This window comes from Natronococcus occultus SP4, assembly GCF_000328685.1.
Lineage (GTDB): Archaea > Halobacteriota > Halobacteria > Halobacteriales > Natrialbaceae > Natronococcus > Natronococcus occultus.
In genome coordinates, this window is sequence record NC_019974.1 from 2,923,573 (window position 1) to 2,942,861 (window position 19,289).

A 19,289-nucleotide genomic window follows, 5' to 3' on the forward strand; every position below is an offset into this window, starting at 1 on the left:
GAGTAGGATTTGTGATTTTAACCGGTGCAGTTCATAGAGCGACTATTTATTTTTCTTCCCAAACTCATATGGGGGTAGACATATTTCGACATGTTGATCATGTCACTTCCATTCTTGAGTCTGGGTCTCTATCATCAATTATTGGGAGCCGATATTATTATGCACCATTTTATCATATCTATACAGCTGTTTCCAATCAGATATTGGGGACGGAAATACATACTACACTCTTTCTAATATTCACAATTTCAATGGTGGTTGTATTTTCTACCTCTATTTACATAATGACAAATATATTCTGGAGACCGACATTCGCACTGATTGCATCTATTCTATACCTTTCAGCTGATTCTGTAATATTATGGTCGATAAGTCCTCAAACCACTTCATTAGGTCTCTTCTTTTCTCTCCTTTCTATCTATTCCCTCATAAGGTACATTAAGAGCAGTAATAAGATATATCTATTGTTGATGACGTCACTCCTTTTATTTACAGCCTCTACTCACCAAGTCAGTCTATTTGCAACATTCATCATTATAAGCAGCTATGTCCTATTTTACAATTTTTATTCTGAATATCCCTTAAACAGATCAGTTTATGTAATGTCAATATCTCTTTTAGTGTTTTTCTTAGATTCGATTGTTACTCGTACTCAGCCAGGTGGGGCCACATTTTTTGATCAGCGAGTATTCGTCACTTTTCGCTCTCTTACCTCAGGAACAGGACGAACAGAGCATTCACTTCCTTCGGATCCTCAATTCACAGCAACTGGAGCAGCAGCACTAAATGAAGTGCATATAATGGGACTTGCAATCCTATTCATACTCAGTATCGCTGGAGTGTTATATTACCTATCATTAGATTCACATGGAAAGAACAACCATTTGGTTGTTACGCTGGGAGGGCTTGTAGTAGTCATCTCATTTTTCACATTTGCTGCGCCAGCAATTGGAATAGACCTCTTTATGGCGTCTCGTTGGTTTGCCTTCTTACATATACCATTAGTTATATTAGCCACATTAGGTATCTTTGCAGTCGTCTCAGTAGCTTCTAATGCACTGTCGTCTAACAATAAAAAAATGCTATTCATCATATCTTTATTAATAATAATCTGTCCATATCTAATATTAATGGGTGGGAATCATGAGGGTGCATATGATGATCCAGTTTTTGATTCTGCACCTGGTGCCGAAAGATGGATGACCACGGAAACAGAACGAGAGTTATATAAGCATGCTTCTCACTACCGGGGAGACGATTCTGATGTATTAGGAGATAGAAGATCTGATTTTCCCTATCAGTATTACAATGGAGAGGGAACAGAAACGATTCAAATGGAATATCAAAATCCCAATAGTATTATAGAGGAGAGAGAGGGAGATTTAATACTCTATAGAGAATATTTAGATACCAATCATCCGACATATACGCTAAATGTTAACGGGGACAGGCATAATGTTCATGGACCAATACCGATTAATAAGATAGACAATAGAAATTACGGGAAATTGTACAACAATAACAAAGAAGGTATTTTAATCGTTATTAACGACGTGGAAGGATAAAGGACACTGTCTAGTGTTCTGTCAATCGCTAATTGATGGGTAGAACCGGAACAGTTTGGTGCGAGCGTCTTCGGTCGTGAATTACCACTCGGTCTGAAATCTTCTCGTTTCGAGCACTTGACCATGCATCGACCTCTGAACGGGGTATCGCTGTATCCGGAATTTGGCGGTCAAAGCATTGACGGGCGATTTCGTTTGTAGGTATAGTCGTGACAGGCATCCCTTCCCGGTTTCGCAGGCAGGGATGCCTTCCCATCGCCACGAAGGTGAACAGGACATTCATCAAAACAGATGACAAGATAGAGAGGATCGTACGGTTCGTGATAGAGATCAAGAATGTCCTTCATTCGTGTGACGAAATCAGCATTGTTCTTGGGGTGGAATCACCCCATAGCTTGATTTCCACGGTTCCAGGTCGTTTTTAGAGCCTACCGAACCGTCTCCTGGGAGATTGACTCGACTTGATTTCCCTGAGTTTGACGAGTTCGTTGGCGAAAAGTCGAAGCGTCCACCGAGAGTACCCCATTGGCGGCTGGCTACACGCCAGTGCAACGAGTCGGGCTTCAGTAGCACCGTCTAGTTTGCGTTCGTAGACGCGATCGGGCTTGCGACGATCGAGTGGTCTGCGGAAGAGTTGACCCTTTTGGGAGCGTCTCTCTCTCTTGATGAAGAACAGTCGGCGAGGGCAGTTGGTGAGACATTTTGTCGGAAAAAACGGGATCTATCGATTGAAGCTGCTCAGAAGGCGGACGAGACGCGTCTCGTTCGACGACTTTGCTTCGTGAAGAACCTCTATCTAGGCGATTCGCGTGAAATGGCAGGCCGACGCGTCGGGATCTCTCGATCCACGACGCGTCGATGGGCACGGGCGTGGAACGATGGTGGCGTCAATGGACTCCGCCTGGGCTTCGGCGGCCGGCCGCCACCGAAACTCACTCCAGCACAATTCGATGAACTCTGTGAGATCCTCGAAGAAGGCCAACCATGGACGCCACGAGCAATTTGTGCACTTATCGAGGACCGCTACGACGTCACGTATCATCCGTCACATCTGAGTCGGAAGCTTCGAGCCACCGGGGTGAATTATGCCAAGCCACGTCCGATGGATCCGCGTCGGCCGGAGAACGCAGATGAGATTCTCGCCGAGCGCCTGATTGAGGCACTCGGCAAGGACGATCCAGCGGCTGAGACAGATGAGCCAGTCGTACTGAGATTTTTTCGATGAAGCGTGGCCACAACCGTTCGACAACTCCCAGCGGATGTGGTCGTTCGATCAGACAGTAACAATCGAGAAACCGCTGGTGACGTTCCCATGGCGGTCGATTGGGTTCTACGCATTAACTGGCCAGAGCGTGATCACGTTCAAAGAGGAGTTAGTCAAGGAGACGATCGTTGAGGCGCTCGAAGAGATCCACAAGCAGAATCCGGCCGAGTGGTCTGCAAAAGTCCTGAACACGTACCAACATCTGCTCTACATTTCCAACTCTCGAGTAACTACAGTCTCCATCCCGAAGGGTTCACCTGCTACGCTGATCACTCTGTTGACGAGGAAGTTAAGGAGTAAATCCTCGTGGATTGAACCGTCTGCTTGCTGGGTACTAGGTACACTTCATCAAGCAGACTTCTCAACTAACCAGCTTTGTGAAGTACTGACACTACGTCTGCTTACGTGCAGCAGCGATGAGACTAAACGAACTGGAGCGTATGCAAGATTGGGTGTTACAGGGTGTGGTAGCGGCTCATTTGGCCTGCATGGAAGGTGCGAGTCTTGCTCTCAAGCAAGAACCACTAGACCTGGGTGCCGGCCCTAGCGCGTTCTGCAACGCCCTTTTGGTGAAGAACAGAGCCGTGAGATCCGTATAACGGTGTTTGCTGTCCCAGGTGAAACCGACAACCCGCCAACGTTCGAAATCAAGGAACAAGACCGTGCCTCGCTCCACAAAACCCAATTCGATTTCACCTCATCTCATCATTCAGACTTAACTAGTCACGACCATTATTATGGACGGACAGTAGTTCACACGAACCATAATGTATTTATAGCACGAATCCTGTACCTATAGGAAAATGTCCAGAATAAGCCTTCTAAAGGCCGCAGTCCAGCATCCGGAACTTGCTATTGGCAAAGTAAATTGCTATGTCAATCATATATCAAATAAGAAGAAATACAATCCTGATGGCGTGGATGTGTTCTCAGAAGACTGGGATAATTTAATAATACTTGATGCTTGCAGGTACAATGAATTTAAATCCGTATCTAATTTATCTGGGAATCTCGAATCACGAGTTTCTAGAGGTAGTACAAGTAAAGAATTCATACGTGGAAATTTCATGAATAAAAAATTATATGAGACTATTTATGTATCTGCGAATGGATGGTTTGTTAATTTGAAGGACAAAATTGATTCAGAAGTCCATAAATTCACGATGGTGGATCGAGACCTTATGGATGGACTTACCAGCCATCCAGAAACAGTACGAAAAGCAGCCATTTCTGAACATGAAAAACATCCAAATAAGCGCCTTATTGTTCATTTCATGCAACCACACCACCCATTTATAGGAGATTTCTCCTCCAAATTTGATTTCCAGAAAGGATTTGTTGAGACAGTATCTAAAAGTGATGTTTCGCAACAAGAAATCATTAATGCTTATAAGGAAAATCTCGCTCTCGCTTTAGATGAGGTGGAGTTACTACTAGATGAAATTAGTGGAAAGTCTGTGGTAACCGCAGATCATGGTGAGCTTCTCGGTGATCGGATGCGACCTCTTCCTGCTAAGATTTATAGTCATCCGGAAGGGGTATATGTGCCAGAATTAGTAAAAGTGCCTTGGCTCGTTCAGGAGTCAACCGATCGGAGAGAAATCACATTCGAAAAACCAGGCCAACAAGCTATTGATGCCGATCATAATAAAGTCCAAAATCATCTAGAAGATTTAGGATATATTGTATAATCTTCTAACATATTATAACTAGATTTCATAGCTAAACAAAAAGCTTATATAATTGAGATAAGTTAGAGCTATATAATGAAAGTCGTACTACTCCGAACCTGGTTAACAAATATTGGTAATGGCTTTATTGATAAAGGTGCGAGACAAATTATTGAGAAAGCCCTTCCTAACGCAGAAATAGTTGAAGTTAGTGGGTATCCCAACTACGCTGCAGAACAACTGAACGATGGTCTATCTGCAGGGGCACCCAGTATAGTAACCAACACATATCATACACTACGCAATATATTCGATGGTGAGGTAGACCCTAAAGAAAGGATGGTGAATGTGTCTGAGTTTGTAGACGCAGACGTTGCTGTTTTTCCTGGTTGCACTCTTTATCCTGGTGCCCTTGATTTGTATGAAAATACTTTACGTGAACTCTCGAATCGTGGTATGAAAATCGTGTTTCTAGGAGCAGGAGGAGGAAATTACCTACCAGAGACACAGAGATATGTTAAATCTGTGCTAAAGGACTTAGACGCTCCTATTCTCATAACAAGAGATACAACTTCACATGATATATACTCCGATCTTTTCGCCTATTCCTACAACGGTATCGATTGCGCATTTTTTATTGATGAATGGTACCAACCACCGGACGCAAATAGGGATTTTGTAGTATCTACGTTTGATAAGTCTAAAGAGCCGGATTACATACAACAAAACTATCAAACAATAATACGACCAGAACATAACCCACTTGGACACTCTCATCCTTTTTATGGAATACCTAGGAGAATTGTTGATAGGATTAGAAGTCCGCCGGTATATAATAGAGAGAATATTTTTGTGTCAGATACACTTGAAGACTATCTATTTTGGTTTAAGAATGCTAACATAACCCATTCCGATAGAATCCACTCTTGTGTTCCTACGTTGGTATATGGAAACCAAGCGCAGTTCTACTACGACAGCCCCCGTGGAGATTTGTTTGAAAATGCTCCATTAGATGGTGACATAAGAAACGAGCTTGTTTCCGTCAAAAAAGGCGACTTAGAGGAATTGAAATCAGAACAGGTAAACAAGATGGAAGAATTTATTTCTCTTGCTATTTAATTAGTGTCGATATTTAGAATGAAATCTAGCTCAGATGATTCAGATGTTTCTGCGGTAGGTCAGGCTGGGATACTAGTTCTTATTGGATCAGTATTCGGGATGTTTTCTGATTTTCTTTTTCGAGTTATATTATCTAATATAGTAGATGCGGATATATTTGGTGCTGTATTTCTGATTTTGTCTCTAGTAAATATAATAGCTATTCCTTGTTTATTGGGCATGAATCAAGGGATAGTTAAATATATTCCTGAGTCAAATACTTCGAATAGAAATAGCTATATATTATTTTCAATGATTTGCTCTACTATAGCTTGTGTCATAATATCTGTGTTTATACTCATATACCCTGGAGATATCATATATACATTATTGAATGTTGAAGAGAGAATATATTTATATTTTCTGATTCTCTTATTACCATTTTATTCGTTATATGAAATATCACTTAGTTCATTAAGAGGGTTAATGAAAACCGACCATCATGTTATTCTGAAAAATTTAGCTCATCCTATATTGAAAATCTCTATCCTAGGGGGTGCTGCATGGATATTCGGAACTCTTCTTCCAATACTTGCATCTCTATTACTTGTATTCATTATTTCGGCAGTAATTGGCGTATTTTTCCTTTTGAGATCTAGATGGCGTCCTAAAATGTCTCTATCGATCAATTATACCTCATTTATTTATTTTTCTCTCCCATTAATGGTTTCTTCCTCAATATACATATTACTCAAGAATGTAGACAAGGTCTTGATTGGCTCTTTTCTGAATACAGCTAGTGTTGGAGAGTATGAAGTAGCAATAACGATAGCCACCCTACTAGGAATATTCCAAACCTCTTTTTCATTCCTTTTATATCCAAAAATATCTGATCTCATTTCCCAAAAGAAATCTGGTAAAATTCCCCATTTATATACCCAAGCTACAAAATGGATCTTTCTTTTTACTCTTCCTCCATATCTAATATTGGTAACTCGTCCAAATGCGTTAGTCTCTCTCTTTGGAGATCAATATTCAATTAGTACTCTTTCTATACCACTCGCTATTCTTGCAACCGGTTACTTTCTTGATGCAATTCTTGGCCCAAACGGGCAAGCACTACTAGGACTTGGCAGATCAAGAGCTATACTTATCTATAATATGATAGCTATATTTATAAATATTCCTCTAAATATTATGCTAATCCCTTCTCATGGTCTTATTGGTGCTGCTCTTGCTACTATAACTGGATATATCACCATGAACTTACTGAAGTCAGCTGATCTATGGATGAACTATCGAATCCCCTCTATACACACTTCTACTGCAATTATACTTATTTCTGTATCTCCAATATGTGTTTTATTACTTAATATATTCCCAGAATATGGGTCAGTTGTCTATGAAATTGCTATATTGTCTCTTTCATCTGTGATATCAATAGTAATTGGTATTGTTTCCTTATCCGCCTTTGGATGCGTATCGGCTTCTGATAAAAAACTAGCACAAGATAGTCTTAAAAAGTTAACGAATATAGTGTAATGCCGAATTGTTTTTATTTCTATCTAAATTTATAAATATGATAGTATATGTTGAAACAGCAATACTTTTACCTTGTGGTCGTCTCAAGTAGCAACTTAGAAAGTTGTAGCTGCCAAAGCTGCTCAGCGGTTATAAGGTTTATAATAAGGCACCCGTATATATTGATTGATTAGAGGTTTCTTATCGGATAGTACCAGAACGTTCTTACAAGTCCACGTGAGCAATCAACCTAATGCATATCTCCGTTATCGGTAGTGGGTATGTCGGGACGACGGTCGCGGCCTGTTTCGCAGAGCTCGGCCACGAGGTCACGGCGATCGACATCGACGAAGACGTCGTCACCACGCTCAACGAGGGGAAGGCCCCGATCAACGAGCCCGGCCTCGAGGATCTCCTTGCGAACCACGCCGGCGATCGACTCGAAGCCACGACGTCTTACGACGCGGTCCCCGAGTCCGATGCCACCTTCCTGGCGATCGGGACGCCGTCGAACACGGACGGCAGCATCGACCTCAGCGCACTGGAGGCGGCCGCCGAGGCGACGGGCGAGGCCCTCGCCGAGAAACCCGAGCGCCATCTCGTCGTCATCAAGAGCACGGTGACGCCGATGAGTATCGGGGAGGTTCTCGAGCCTGCCGTCCTCCGGGGCGCAAACGATAACGAGAATATCGAGGTTGGCATGAATCCCGAGTTCCTCCGCGAAGGGAGTGCGGTCTCGGACTTCATGCACCCCGACAAGGTCGTCTACGGGACCCGCTCCGAGTGGGCTACTGAACGGCTACACGAGGTGTTCGAGCCGCTGCTCGAGCAACACGACGCCGATATCATCGAAACCGATCCAGCGACGGCCTCGATGATCAAGTACGCCAACAACGCCTTCCTCGCGTCGAAGATCAGCCTCGTCAACGATCTCGGGAACATCTGCAAGGAGTTCGGCCTCGACGCCTACGAAGTGATGGACGCGGTCGGGCTCGACGATCGCATCTCCGAGCAGTTCCTCCGTAGCGGTGTCGGCTGGGGCGGCTCCTGTTTCCCGAAGGACGTCAATGCGATCATCGCGGCCGCACGCGAGGAGGGGTACGATCCTGCGCTGCTCGAGGCGACTGTCGAGATCAACGACCGACAGCCCGAGCGAATGCTCGATCTGCTTGAAAAGCACGCCGACCTCGAGGGGGCACGCATCGCCGTGCTCGGACTCGCATTTAAGCCTCAAACTGATGACATTCGGAACTCGCGGGCGATTCCTACCATCGAGAGCCTTCAGGAACGGGGCGCCGAGGTCGTTGCGTACGACCCTGTTGCGATCGACCCGATGCGCGAGCGATTCCCAGAGATCGAATACGCCGGCTCGGCGGCCGACGCGCTCGCAGACGCCGACGGCACCGTCGTCGTCACCGACTGGGACGAGTTTGCTGCGCTGGATGAGGAGTTCGACGCGATGAAAAATGGAGTCGTTGTCGATGGACGTCGAATTATTCAGCGACGTGACGGAATAATATACGAAGGGCTTACATTCTAGTTACTTTTTATTTTATTTCTTTATTTGAGGGTCGGGGGTCGGCACGACACGGATCTCTCCGAACCCGAACTTCGAGTGGGTTCCCATACGGGTGACCCCTGCCTTCGCGGTTTCGACCGGTCGATCGCCCGCGTAGCCGACCGTTTGACCGTGATCGATCGTTTCACACCGGTAGTCGGTGCCGCTCTCGAGGAACTTCTCCGAACGGGTGCGGAGTTCGTCGCGGTCCGCGGTCCACCACCACGGAACGTTGACGACGTTCGTGCCCGGATACGTCGACTGCAGCACGAACGGCGTCACGAGTTCCAGTTCGTGGTGCTCGCTTTCCTCGAGCCGACTGTAGTCGAGTACGTCGAGATCGATCAGTTGGGCCTCCTTGAGACGGATGCAGCCGTAGCCATAGTTGCGCTTGCTCCCGAACTGCAGGCCGTCGAGTCGCTGGTCATCGAGGGGCAACAGATCCTCGTGGTCAGCGTGGAGGTAGGCGTGGACGTACCACTTCGTCGTTTCCCGTTGCCGATCCGCATCTGCGGGCCGGCCCTGGATCATCTCGTGGGCCAGTGCCGGGTGGCCGCTCTGTCGACGAACGTCGTGGGTGTTCAGCGCGTCCCGCGGACGAGAGTCGAGCAGCCACGGCTGGGATGGCCGGCGCAGGAGGAACAAGTCCTCGTAGCGCTCGACAGGCGGTAAGTTGCTCCCCAGATGCGGGCGTACACCCGATTGTGAGTGCCAATCCGGAAACACGCCAAATTGCCCCGGTACGAAGATGCCGTGACTTGCGTGGAGATCGCGATGGATCTCGTACGGGAGCTGCCGGCCGAGTGCGTGCTTGATGGCGTTTCCCGAGACGTAGTAGGGATGGCCGATGTAGTCCATCTCCAGTTCCCAATGAATTTGTTGAATTTTCTTCATTTGTGTACGTTATCTTTAATTCATCTAATCACTACAGGCGCTTTGGAAATCCTCGAGATACTGGAGTGCCGTCGACCACGCTCGGATGCGACGCAGGTTCGCGTCCAGCACCATTGCATCCCGATTTCCGTCCGTGGCCAACGGATGATCGGACAACTGCGACCAGACCGCCGCCCACGACCGCCACGGACGAGCTCCCAGCCGTGCCGACGGACGGCGGTTGGCGTTCCGATCGATTCGGAGCGCGAAGCGATCACCGGCGTAGACCGTCCGATGTGGAACGATTTCGTCGGGTGGATCAACCACGAGCCGCAACTCATCGAACTCGTGCCCGCTGGCGTAGTTGTCCGCAAGTGCGGCCACTAACAGCGTGTGATACTTTAGTGAGGTGTAGGGGTAGTATAGTGACTCGTTGAACAGCGCCGCGACGTCGCTCGTCAGCCAGGCGGCGTGCATCGTCTCCGGATCCGTCTCAGTCAGGAGCTCCCGCACGGCCCGGCCGAGATCCCGCTTCGAGCGATCGCTCGCCGACTCACCAGTGAGCAGCGACAGTCGTTCTGGCGACGGATGGTTAGGAACGGTCAACTCCGGCGTCCCGGACGGCCGACTTAGTCGCGCCGCATCGCCATCCGCGCCGTGCGGGACCGACTGATTGACTGGCACCCCTGCGAACGTCTCGTCGGCGTGGGCGTGGGATTGGCCGGTCAATTTGTGGACATCATGACGATACACTTGTATTATCATATATCTTTATTTGAGTGATCGTCGATCCGTTCGTGGAGCGCGTCAACGACGGCTGGCCGGTAGTCGTCGGCCCACTGGTCGTCCTTCCGTTCCATCGCGTCCGTCGGAGTCCGTGCACGGTCGAAGACGCGGGTGAGTTCGTCGTCCTCGTACAGCGGATTGAGCAGTTCACAGTAGACGACTCCGGCTCCGAAGTTCCGCGCACCGCCGAGTTGGTATCGGAAGTCCGTTCGGTGGTCGTGGAGAAAGCCGATTGCTTCACACAGCAACCCGAGGAATGCCGGCTTCACCTCGCGGAAGGAGAGGTGCCAGCAGCCGTCCAAGTTGGCGACTGCATCCAGTTCGACGTTACGCAGTGGTTCGCGGTCGTCCGCATCGTTGCGCGAGACGACGTTTCTGTTCAGCCGGCGGTAGTGACCCTCGGCCTGACCGCGCGTGTAGTCGACGCTCGCTCGGACCGGGCTGAATCGGATCGGCCGACGCATCAGCTTCCCCGGGTGAGCGTTGAAGCCACCGAAGAGGTCGAAGATAACGCAGCCGTCGTCGGTCTCTTCGAGACAGCTTCCCTTCGGATGATACCCGTCTTCGAGATCGCGCTCGTAGACCTCCTCCTTTCGGAAGTTCGCGTTCGCCTCACCTGGATGGCAGGCCGTTCCACCCCGGTCTTGGACGACGCGTTCCATCCCGTGGCGGAGCCAGCCCGACAGCGAAAACGCGGGAATGATGCCGCCGATCTGGTTCTGCGGATCGTCGGCCTCGTAATTCGTGTTCGACGCGTGGTGGCGATCGGTCAGAATCGAGTCTCGAACGACCAGCAGATCACACTCGAGACGGACGTAGACGTCCGTACACTCCTCGATCGCTACGTCGGCACTCATGGCGCACATCCCTCCGCCGGCGGGCTGAATGCCCGTAGCGCGAGTTCGGTGAGACACAGCCGTGGGCTGCGCGGCGTGGGCAGCGTGATCGTGCCGAGGCGACCGCCAACCAGCAGTTCTGTTGTGCCGAGCGTCGGCGACCGGATCCGGCTGGGCGCACAGCCGTGACAGAACAGTCGTGGGACGTCCCACTGCACAGCGTCGGCACAGCGATACGCGTACGCGAACACGATGTCGGTCTCGTGGAGCGGCGATCCACAACCGATACAGACGGCCGCGTCGGGTTTCGGACCGACCGGGTGGCCTGCCAGGATCTGCGCCGGCGTCGCGGTGACGGTCAGCTCCTCGCGATGTTCGGCGCGGTACCGACGGCAGTCGTCAGCGGCCATCTTCCTCCTCCGTGCTGCGGACGCTGAAACACGCGAAGCAGGGCAACTGGTCGCCGGTCGGACCGGCACACCAGTCGTGTTTGCACGATTCCTCAGCAGTACGCTTTTCAACGATCGGATTCGTAGTTGACATGCTTCTCGCACCTCGAGAAGCGCGGTTCGGTGTCTCCAGCACCGGGCCACAGCGGTTCTGCGGCGATCCGTGCTTCTCATCTGGGTCTACAACCTTCTGCTACTTAGACTTTTGCTAAGCAAAATGCTTGGATGCATACTTAGAGGACTGCTTAGCATATGGTGTAGTATTATGTTCTGTGATGGTAGAGAACCTAGTAATGGTTAATCGGAATTACGAACCGAACGAACGAGAAAAAGTAATCCTTGAACTTTTCAAAGAAGGGAGAGGAAGCAATGAACCGTGGGGGCGTGCAAATCCCCAGTTCTTTCGTGAACACACAGATCTCGAAAAAGGGCAAGTTGAGTACGCTCTCCGAAATCTCACTAATGCGGGGTGGATTCGTCGTTTGAATAAAGGCGGATTGTACGAATTTGTGGAAGATCCACGTACCGGAAATTAACCTGTTATCTAACGTCGACGAACACGAACTCGATGCCAAACGCCTACTATCGACTCTTACCCACACCCACTGAACGCAGCGAACAAGCGAACACCAGCGACCGAAGCTGCTCTTCCGGCAGATCGAGTTCGCGCTCGAGCGCGTACAACGTCTGCTCGCTCTCTTTCAATACCCGAAGAACGCGAAGTGCCTCGTTGCGATCGGTTTCGGCGAACTGTCGTTCGACGTGTGCTCCTTTGAGGTGATTGTGGCAGTTCCCACAGACCGTAACGAGATTCGGGTCGAGACGCGCGTCGGCCTTCGGGAGGTACTTCCCCGGAACGATGTAGTGGACCTCCATCGACAGGGGATAGAACTCGTAGTTCCCGTTGTGGTCCCCGCAGCGCTGACAGATGTTGTTGTCTCGCTTTCGAACCTCCTTCGCACGTTTCGTCCAGTCACCTCCACGATCTTCGGGTACGTCGAACTCCGGGACGTCGACGTTCGGCCCAACCGCCTCGGGAAGTCCAACCTAGTCCTGCTTGTGGCTCATCGATCTGCCCCCATCAATAGTGGCTTCGCTCCTCGGACTCTCGTGTGTTCTCTCATCGTTCAGTGTGGAATCCGCCAGTCGATCGGTTCCGACCGGACGATCTCTTCGACTTCGACTCCTGAACCGCACGTCGGGCAGAAGTTGGTATCCTCGCGTTTAGTTAACTGATTCGGGGTGCCACACGCTCGACAGAGAACCTTGAACCCGGAGAGGTTGCGATACGTCTCCTTCGACTTTGCTCGGTGACTCCCCGTATCGAGTAGTTCGTAGTTTTCCAGCCTGTTATCGAACGGACAGCCGTTGACATGGTGGACCTCCTTCTCGGCGAGTTCTCCGATATCGTCTACGAGCAGCGTCGCGTGAAGTCGGTGAACTTGGACGCGGTGACGAGTGCCGTTGTGCTTCGTATCGATCTCCCTGTGACCGTACGGGTCACACCGGGTAGCCGGCACTCGAGGGAAATGAACCTGCGACGCGTGGACCGACTTTGCTCTGTGCGAATCGAAAGCCCGATCGCAGTGGGGACAGTCGACGCTCATCTCACATCCCACCGCTCGTTGCATCGGCGAACCGGCTCGGACTCTCGACTTCGAAGCGAAGACTATCGCTCGGAAGACGATTCCGATCTCGCAATCGTCGGTCGGTCCTCCTAATCGGGAATTCGAATAAGAGCGTGTCGACGGCATTCATGGTGAACAGCCCTCCGTCGGCCCGCTGAACGCCCGAGGGGAGAGTTCTGCCAGACACAGCCGAGTGCGACGCGACGTCGGCAGCGCGATCGAGCCGAGACGACCACCGACGAGGACCTCGGTCGCTCCAAGGGTCGGCGAGCGAATCGTGTCGGGAGCACAGCCGTGACAGAACAGCCGCGGAACGGTCCACGCTCTCGAATCGGCACAGCGATATGCGTACGCAAACACGATATCGGTCTCGCGGAGCGTCGCGCCGCAACCGATACAGACGGCGGAATGGGGTTGTCGACCGACCGGATGGCCCGCCAGAGTCTGCGTCGGGGTCGCGACGATAGCCGATCCGTCTTCGAGCGACTCCGGCCTCTCGGTCAGACACCCCGAAGTCTCATCAGCGGGCATCTGACTTACCCTCCGTTCTGTGCGCTACCTGGAAACACGCAAAGCAGGGGAGCCCGTCTCCCCTGGGTCCCGGACACCAGTCGTGATCGCACGATTCAACCTCGTCACGTTTTTCAACGGTGGAATTCGTAGCTAACATGCTTCTCGCACCTCGAGAAGCGCAGGCGGTGTCCTAGCACCGCCTGATTCTACTCAGGAACCCTGCACTCCTCCAGTCTCTACTTCCGTGCCCAGCATTATATAGTTTGCTTCTCAAACTCAAGTTAGAAGCTTGCGAGCAGTACTCGAAGAGTTCCCTGCTGGGGATCAGATAGCACTAAGTATGTAATGCAAGTATGCGAACCAAACGGCATGACACTCTCTAATAGCGATCTCCGCGACGTTGATCGGGATCTACTGGAGTATCTACTCGAGGGACGTGTAACACCAGTCTACGCGCGTGAGCGGATGAACGACGAGGGACGCAGAGAGGTGACGAGCACGTATCTCGGCCAGCGGCTCCAGCGTCTCGAGGAGCACGACCACGTGCGAAACCTCTACGAGACCGGTTTGTACGAACTGATCGACGATCCACGCGAGCGCGAGGGCGACTAATCGACGGTAGCTCCGGTTCCGAGAGCACGCGCACCGAATAGTAGTCGTTTCGAGAACCACCCGCTTCAACGACGTGACGGTTACAACGCAGTTCCGATAGCACGCGCACCGAGACCGTCAGCTACAGATCGGGGACTGCGTCCTCCCACATCATCCGGAGGGCTTCGTACCGAATCGCCGCAACCTCCTCGAGCGTCACCCAGCTGTCGTTGCCGGGCTCGACCTCGCCCTCGTTGCAATCCTCGGTGGCAAGTTCCACCCAGTAATCGTCCTCGAAGACCTCCCGAACAGCCCCAAGCACCGACCCGCCGTCCGGATGGGTCTCAGACCACGTCTCGAGGGAAACGCCGAGGACCGCCTCGGCAAACTGCTCGTAGGCGTGGTACTGCACGTACAGGTCACCGAACAGCACGCGAAGCCGTTCGGCTCGCTCGGCTGCCCGCTCGAGGGTCTCGTCGGATGGCTTCTCGTTGCTGTGGAGATCGATGGCCCACCGCGCGTGTTGGGACTGGCGTTCCAACTCGAAGGACAGCAGGGTCGTATGGAGGTCAGACAGCGCATGGTGGCAAAACAGCAGCGCGATCCGCCCGCGCTCGGTGTACGCATGGTCGGCCATCTGATACCGGTGTCGGGGGCAGGTCGTGCGGAGGGTCTCGAGCCAGTCGTCTCGGTCGTCGGCGACGCCCTCCAGAAACAGCCCGAGGTGCTCGTCGGGCGAGAGCTCCTCGAGTATCAGGCGGTGGGCCTCGATCTCGCGTTCGATGTGGTGTGTATTCATCGGACTGGACCTCCCTGGCGATCTGGAGCAACTCGAGATCCGACTCCATCTCGTCGAGATCGGTGTCCGTCGTCAGCTGACGGTACGGCCCGGCGAGTGAGCCGAGCGTCTGCATCCATATGATCGCGAGCTCCTGATAAGCTCGTGAGTTTAGCCACTCCCTGGTCCGAACGGGCGGCCCGTTAGCGCCGCTGCGGACTCACCACCCTGTGGCGCCCATCACGGCGTACCGCAGCGCGTCGAGGCAGTGATCAGCGTCGGTCGACGCCCCGACGTGGTCGTCCGTGGAGCCCTCAAACGTCCGGTTACCGCCCTCCAGTGCGCTGCGATCGCCGGTCCATCGGTTTGATATCAGCCGACTCGTCGGGCGCGTCAACCGCCCAGATTCCGGTTAGTCCTCAGTATCCGCCCCCAGATACGTCGACTCCTCTACATAGCGCAGCCTATTATCGCGCACCCACTGCGGCTCGAACGTCGTCTCAATCTGTTTGACCCGGCCCTCCCGTCCTCGAGAGTCGATCCAGGTCTCGACTAATCCCATCGTCTCGAGGTCGGTCAGCACGCCCCGAACGGCACGTTCCCCGAGCTGGAGCGCCTCGGGAAACGTCTCGCCCTCGAGAATCGAGTGGACGTCGGCCGTCGTCACGGGCTGTTTGATCTCCCCACCCTGGTCCCACCCGGTGACGGCCGTCAGCACCAGGAAGTGATTCGTCGGGAGATCGAGCAGCTTCGAGACGGTCGCCTCTCGCTCGGTCGCCTCGAGATTCGTCTCGAGACACTCCCTCGTCAACTGGTCGAGCCCGCGCTCGGTGGCGGTCTCGCCGGCCTGGCGAAACAGCGTCAGGGCCTTCCGGGCGTCCCCCCAGCGACGTGCAGCCTCCGCCACGCCGTAGTCCCGAACCTCCTCCGGCACTGTCCCCTCCCGAAACGCCCGCTCGAGCCGGGGTTCGAGGACGGCCGCCAGTTCGTCCGGCCCGTACGGTGGGAAAAAGACCGCCTCGTCGCTCATCGCGCTCTCGACCCGGCTATCCAGCCGCAAGTCGACCTCGAGCAGCTCGTTGCTCACCAACCACACGGAGAGATCGACCCCCCGCTTGAGCTTGCCCTCGCCGCGCAACAGGCGGTAGAAGAAGTCGCTGGGGTCGTAGTTCGAGTCGTGCTGGACGTGGTCGATCTCGTCCAGAATCAGCACCGTCCACTCCGGATACTCGGCCAGCGCCTCCCAGATACCCTCGAACACGCCGTCCAACCCCTCGTAGGCGCCTTTCTTCTCGCCGGTGAGTTCGAACAGGATCTCGTTGGCGGCACTAAAGAGCGTCCGGCACTCCTTGAGGTTGACGTACTCGACGGCGACCGCGTCGGTTCGACTGGCGAACTCCCGGCAGACCCGCCGCGTCGACAGCGTCTTCCCGGTGCCGGGCGGGCCGTAGATCGTCACCGTCGGCGGCAGGTACCCCTCGTGGACCCCGGCGAGTAGCGACGCCAGCTCGCGCTCCTGGGCGTCGCGGGCGTGGATCTCGTCCGGTTCGGCGAGGGGATCGAGGACGCCCTTCTCACGAAAGAGGCTCTCGTCGGCTGTCACCTCGTCGAAGAGATCGTCATACTTGCTCATCAAATCTGACTTGGTCGTACTACTTGTGTAGCCACAATGAACGTATCGCCTCCCCGACGACCGGTGAACGCTCATCGCGGTGTCGGGAGCTGCGGGCCCGCGTTCACCCGACCGTCTCGGTGTCGTCGCCGCTCGCGTCCGCCGGCGAACAACCGAGACGAGGACGGACCCATCGGGCTGGAAGGACACGCTCCATGTGGGCACCCGTGAGGACCTACCGCTCATCCGCTACGAGGACGCACACGAGGACACGGACGGCCACAAACCCCAGACCGCCGCTGGCGATGTCGCCGGGATGGGGGAGGACTCGTCGCGTTCTAGACGGGCGCCGACGAGTACCGGCGGACCTCGGCGCGGTCGGAGGCCGAGACGAGGCCACCGTCGACGACGACGGCTGCGAACGCGTGGCCGCCCGGAAAGCCGTCCGCGTCGGCCGCGAGCGGTTTCAGGAAGCGCGCCGCCGGCGGTCGAGGCAGCTCGAGGACGGCCTTGATCATGAGCACCAGCGAGAAGCCGGCGAGGGCGGACGCGATCACGAGCGCGGTTCGACGCCGGCTCGAGAGCCAGCACAGTGTCGCGAGCACCACCATGCGGAAACGCTGTCCGCCGAGGACCCGATGCTCGGGAGCGCGAGCTCGGCGGACGCCGCCGGGACCGCCGCTCGGAGCACGGCGCTTGCGGTCTCAAATCGCGCAGTGCGAGACGGTCGTTGTGCAGCGACTGTGCTCCTCTCGTCTGGCGTCTCCCGGCACCGAACGGACCGGTTACCGAGCGCGTTTGGCCGGCGGACACGAGCGCTGGCGAACGGTGCCGTGACAGACGGCAGTCCATCTGTCGACTCGCCGCGGTCGATGTGCTTTCGCTACTTTTTATATGAGTCGGAGGGTCGCTACAGTCGTCCGGGGGAACAGAGTTGAATCGGAGTCTGACGAGCGCGATTCTCTCAGTCGCCAGCAGCAAGTTCGTCGCGTTGATCCTGGGGATCATCGCGTCCCCGCTGCTCTATCGCTGGCTCGGCGAGGTTGACTACGGCGCCTACGTGACGGTCCTCTCTGCCCACTCCCTGTTCATGATCGGTGTCAGTACCCCGATCGCCGACGGCGTCCGGAAGTACGTCGCCGAGGACCGCGACGACCCCGCCTGGGAACGGATCGTCGTCGGCTTCTACTTCCGGCTGGCGACGCTGCTGGCCGTCCTCGGCGCCGGCGTTCTCGGAGCCGTCACCTACCTCGGCTTCTTCGAGTGGCTCTGGCGCGAGGAGTTTACGCGCTACTTCTACGTCAGCATCGCGCTGGTACTCACGGCGCAGTACTGGCCCTTTGCCAGGAAGACACTGATGGGATTCGGCCTCGAGCGCTACTCGGAATCACTGAAGGTTCTGTTCAACGTCTCGTTCGTGGCCGTTGCGCTCCCGCTCGTGTATGCGGGCTACGGCGTCGTCGGGGCCCTGCTCGGTCACATCCTCGCGAGCGGTCTGGTCGCGCTCATCGGCCTGGTCGTCCTCCACTCCCGGCAGTCGCTCCGGGGCGCCCTCGAGACGAACGACGGGATGCTCCCCAAACGGGAGATGATGACCTTCAACTCGCTGTCGATCGTGCTCGTGTTCCTCTTGATGTCGCTGTACCACATCGACATCCTGATGCTCCAGGCGATGGCCCCGGCGGACGCCCCGGGTCATTACAAGGCGGCGCTCGTGTTCGCCGAGTTCCTCTGGTTCGTGCCGATCGTCCTGCAGACGGTGTTCGTTCACTCGACGTCCGAACTCTGGTCCCAGGGGAAGGTCGAGCAGATCTCCGAGGTTGCGGGTCGGACGCTCCGGTACACGTGCTTGATCACGGCGGTGATGGCACTCGGGATGGCTGCCCTCGCCGATGTCGCCGTCCCGATCTACTGGGGCCCCGGCTCCGAACCGGTGATCGCGCCGTTGCTCCTCTTGCTGCCCGGGGCGGTCGGCTTCGCGCTCGCCCGCCCGATGCTCGCGATCGCCCAGGGAAAGGGCCAACTCCGGTACCCGATCGTCGCGACCGGCGCCGCGGCGATGATCAACCTGGTCCTGAACGCCGCCCTCATTCCGACCCACGGGATGCACGGGGCAGCGATCGCGACGTCGATCGGGTACGGCTCGATGGCGATCTTCCACCTCTGGAGCGCCCGCAAGACCGGCTTCGATCCGATCACCAACGCCCGGTACGGACGGGTCGCCGCTACCACCGCCGTCGCGGCGATCCCGATCTTCCTCATGGCCGACGCGCTCTCGATGCCGATCGGGATCCCGATCGTCGGCACGGTCCCGATCTCGGTGTTCGTCGTCCCGCCTGCAGGGTTGCTCGTCTTCCTCGCCATCGCCGTCCTCTGCCGTGCCCTCGAGTTGACCGAGATCGTCCGCGTTCTCACGGAGTTCCCCGAACCGATCGGGTCGATGGCCCGTCCGCTCTGTCGGCGCCTTCGGAACGCCGACGACGAGAACCGCCTGTTACGGTACTTCTAGCGACCGAAGCCGTATTCGGAGGCAAGCGACTCGCGGAT

General features: G+C 54.1%; 17 protein-coding genes. 8 read left to right on the forward strand and 9 right to left on the reverse strand.

Translation table 11 applies throughout. The annotated features are described in order from the left end of the window. Positions 1–68: 68 nt before the first annotated feature. The 6 genes from NATOC_RS23300 (at position 69) to aglM (ending at position 8,658) form a co-directional block, all read left to right on the forward strand. On the forward strand, positions 69–1,565 hold the full coding sequence (locus NATOC_RS23300; RefSeq protein ID WP_394296446.1) for a DUF6541 family protein: 1,497 nt from the start codon (positions 69–71) through the stop codon (positions 1,563–1,565). A gap of 643 nt (positions 1,566–2,208) precedes the next feature. Then, positions 2,209–2,790 carry a helix-turn-helix domain-containing protein gene (locus NATOC_RS23305; protein ID WP_394296426.1) on the forward strand — a complete coding sequence of 194 codons (582 nt, stop codon included), beginning with the start codon at positions 2,209–2,211 and terminating at the stop codon, positions 2,788–2,790. An 842-nt stretch (positions 2,791–3,632) separates the two neighbouring features. Then, positions 3,633–4,520 carry an alkaline phosphatase family protein gene (locus tag NATOC_RS14480; protein WP_015322210.1) on the forward strand — a complete coding sequence of 296 codons (888 nt, stop codon included), beginning with the start codon at positions 3,633–3,635 and terminating at the stop codon, positions 4,518–4,520. Positions 4,521–4,595: 75 nt separating this feature from the next. After that, positions 4,596–5,618, forward strand: a complete 1,023-nt coding sequence (locus NATOC_RS21200; RefSeq protein WP_015322211.1) for a polysaccharide pyruvyl transferase family protein — start codon at positions 4,596–4,598, stop codon at positions 5,616–5,618. 18 nt (positions 5,619–5,636) lie between these two features. Then, a complete protein-coding gene (locus tag NATOC_RS21205; protein ID WP_015322212.1) occupies positions 5,637–7,139 on the forward strand; it encodes a flippase in 1,503 nt (500 codons plus the stop codon). 232 nt (positions 7,140–7,371) lie between these two features. Continuing rightward, a complete protein-coding gene (gene aglM, locus NATOC_RS14485) occupies positions 7,372–8,658 on the forward strand; it encodes a UDP-glucose 6-dehydrogenase AglM (RefSeq protein WP_015322213.1) in 1,287 nt (428 codons plus the stop codon). Positions 8,659–8,670: 12 nt separating this feature from the next. Here the strand turns inward: aglM and NATOC_RS14490 are convergent, their stop codons facing one another. The 6 genes from NATOC_RS14490 to NATOC_RS14515 form a co-directional block, all read right to left on the reverse strand. Next, positions 8,671–9,570 carry a hypothetical protein gene (locus NATOC_RS14490; protein ID WP_015322214.1) on the reverse strand — a complete coding sequence of 300 codons (900 nt, stop codon included), beginning with the start codon at positions 9,568–9,570 and terminating at the stop codon, positions 8,671–8,673. Positions 9,571–9,594: 24 nt separating this feature from the next. After that, positions 9,595–10,314 (reverse strand): hypothetical protein, encoded by a 720-nt coding sequence (locus tag NATOC_RS14495; RefSeq protein WP_015322215.1) that lies wholly within the window; start codon positions 10,312–10,314, stop codon positions 9,595–9,597. Beyond that, the gene (locus tag NATOC_RS14500; protein ID WP_015322216.1) at positions 10,311–11,192 is read right to left on the reverse strand and encodes a hypothetical protein; all 882 of its coding nucleotides are present in this window, start codon (positions 11,190–11,192) and stop codon (positions 10,311–10,313) included. The genes NATOC_RS14495 and NATOC_RS14500 overlap by 4 nt, the downstream gene beginning before the upstream one ends. Then, positions 11,189–11,581: a hypothetical protein gene (locus tag NATOC_RS14505; RefSeq protein ID WP_015322217.1), complete on the reverse strand. Its 393-nt coding sequence runs from the start codon at positions 11,579–11,581 to the stop codon at positions 11,189–11,191. Before NATOC_RS14505 ends, NATOC_RS14500 begins: the two co-directional genes overlap by 4 nt. A gap of 621 nt (positions 11,582–12,202) precedes the next feature. Further along, positions 12,203–12,550, reverse strand: a complete 348-nt coding sequence (locus NATOC_RS14510; protein WP_083866598.1) for an HNH endonuclease — start codon at positions 12,548–12,550, stop codon at positions 12,203–12,205. Between the two features lie 197 nt (positions 12,551–12,747). Beyond that, positions 12,748–13,227 carry a hypothetical protein gene (locus NATOC_RS14515; RefSeq protein ID WP_157224635.1) on the reverse strand — a complete coding sequence of 160 codons (480 nt, stop codon included), beginning with the start codon at positions 13,225–13,227 and terminating at the stop codon, positions 12,748–12,750. A gap of 903 nt (positions 13,228–14,130) precedes the next feature. Here NATOC_RS14515 and NATOC_RS14525 point away from each other — a divergent pair. Further along, positions 14,131–14,373, forward strand: a complete 243-nt coding sequence (locus NATOC_RS14525) for a hypothetical protein (RefSeq protein ID WP_015322219.1) — start codon at positions 14,131–14,133, stop codon at positions 14,371–14,373. A 121-nt stretch (positions 14,374–14,494) separates the two neighbouring features. Here NATOC_RS14525 and NATOC_RS14530 read toward each other — a convergent pair whose 3' ends face one another. From NATOC_RS14530 to NATOC_RS14540, 3 genes are all read right to left on the reverse strand, one after another. Further along, positions 14,495–15,151: a hypothetical protein gene (locus NATOC_RS14530; RefSeq protein ID WP_015322220.1), complete on the reverse strand. Its 657-nt coding sequence runs from the start codon at positions 15,149–15,151 to the stop codon at positions 14,495–14,497. A gap of 391 nt (positions 15,152–15,542) precedes the next feature. Then, positions 15,543–16,763, reverse strand: coding sequence for a Cdc6/Cdc18 family protein (locus NATOC_RS14535; protein WP_015322221.1), 1,221 nt, complete (start codon positions 16,761–16,763; stop codon positions 15,543–15,545). A gap of 317 nt (positions 16,764–17,080) precedes the next feature. After that, positions 17,081–17,353 carry a phosphatase PAP2 family protein gene (locus NATOC_RS14540; RefSeq protein ID WP_049888792.1) on the reverse strand — a complete coding sequence of 91 codons (273 nt, stop codon included), beginning with the start codon at positions 17,351–17,353 and terminating at the stop codon, positions 17,081–17,083. Positions 17,354–17,676: 323 nt separating this feature from the next. Between NATOC_RS14540 and NATOC_RS14545 the strand changes: the two genes are divergently transcribed. Next, complete coding sequence (locus NATOC_RS14545) at positions 17,677–19,251, forward strand: polysaccharide biosynthesis C-terminal domain-containing protein (RefSeq protein ID WP_015322222.1); 1,575 nt, start codon at positions 17,677–17,679, stop codon at positions 19,249–19,251. Positions 19,252–19,289 lie beyond the last annotated feature (38 nt).

Bases quoted from the DNA above. Each gene is read 5' to 3' on its own strand.
- NATOC_RS14500 (WP_015322216.1), bottom strand. From the start codon at position 11,192: ATGAGTGCCGACGTAGCGATCGAGGAGTGTACGGACGTCTACGTCCGT.
- NATOC_RS14535 (WP_015322221.1), bottom strand. From the start codon at position 16,763: ATGAGCAAGTATGACGATCTCTTCGACGAGGTGACAGCCGACGAGAGC.
- NATOC_RS14480 (WP_015322210.1), top strand. From the start codon at position 3,633: ATGTCCAGAATAAGCCTTCTAAAGGCCGCAGTCCAGCATCCGGAACTT.
- NATOC_RS14495 (WP_015322215.1), bottom strand. From the start codon at position 10,314: ATGATAATACAAGTGTATCGTCATGATGTCCACAAATTGACCGGCCAA.
- NATOC_RS21205 (WP_015322212.1), top strand. From the start codon at position 5,637: ATGAAATCTAGCTCAGATGATTCAGATGTTTCTGCGGTAGGTCAGGCT.
- NATOC_RS14490 (WP_015322214.1), bottom strand. From the start codon at position 9,570: ATGAAGAAAATTCAACAAATTCATTGGGAACTGGAGATGGACTACATC.
- NATOC_RS23300 (WP_394296446.1), top strand. From the start codon at position 69: ATGGGGGTAGACATATTTCGACATGTTGATCATGTCACTTCCATTCTT.
- NATOC_RS21200 (WP_015322211.1), top strand. From the start codon at position 4,596: ATGAAAGTCGTACTACTCCGAACCTGGTTAACAAATATTGGTAATGGC.
- aglM (WP_015322213.1), top strand. From the start codon at position 7,372: ATGCATATCTCCGTTATCGGTAGTGGGTATGTCGGGACGACGGTCGCG.
- NATOC_RS14515 (WP_157224635.1), bottom strand. From the start codon at position 13,227: ATGAGCGTCGACTGTCCCCACTGCGATCGGGCTTTCGATTCGCACAGA.
- NATOC_RS14540 (WP_049888792.1), bottom strand. From the start codon at position 17,353: ATGGTGGTGCTCGCGACACTGTGCTGGCTCTCGAGCCGGCGTCGAACC.
- NATOC_RS14505 (WP_015322217.1), bottom strand. From the start codon at position 11,581: ATGGCCGCTGACGACTGCCGTCGGTACCGCGCCGAACATCGCGAGGAG.
- NATOC_RS14525 (WP_015322219.1), top strand. From the start codon at position 14,131: ATGACACTCTCTAATAGCGATCTCCGCGACGTTGATCGGGATCTACTG.
- NATOC_RS14530 (WP_015322220.1), bottom strand. From the start codon at position 15,151: ATGAATACACACCACATCGAACGCGAGATCGAGGCCCACCGCCTGATA.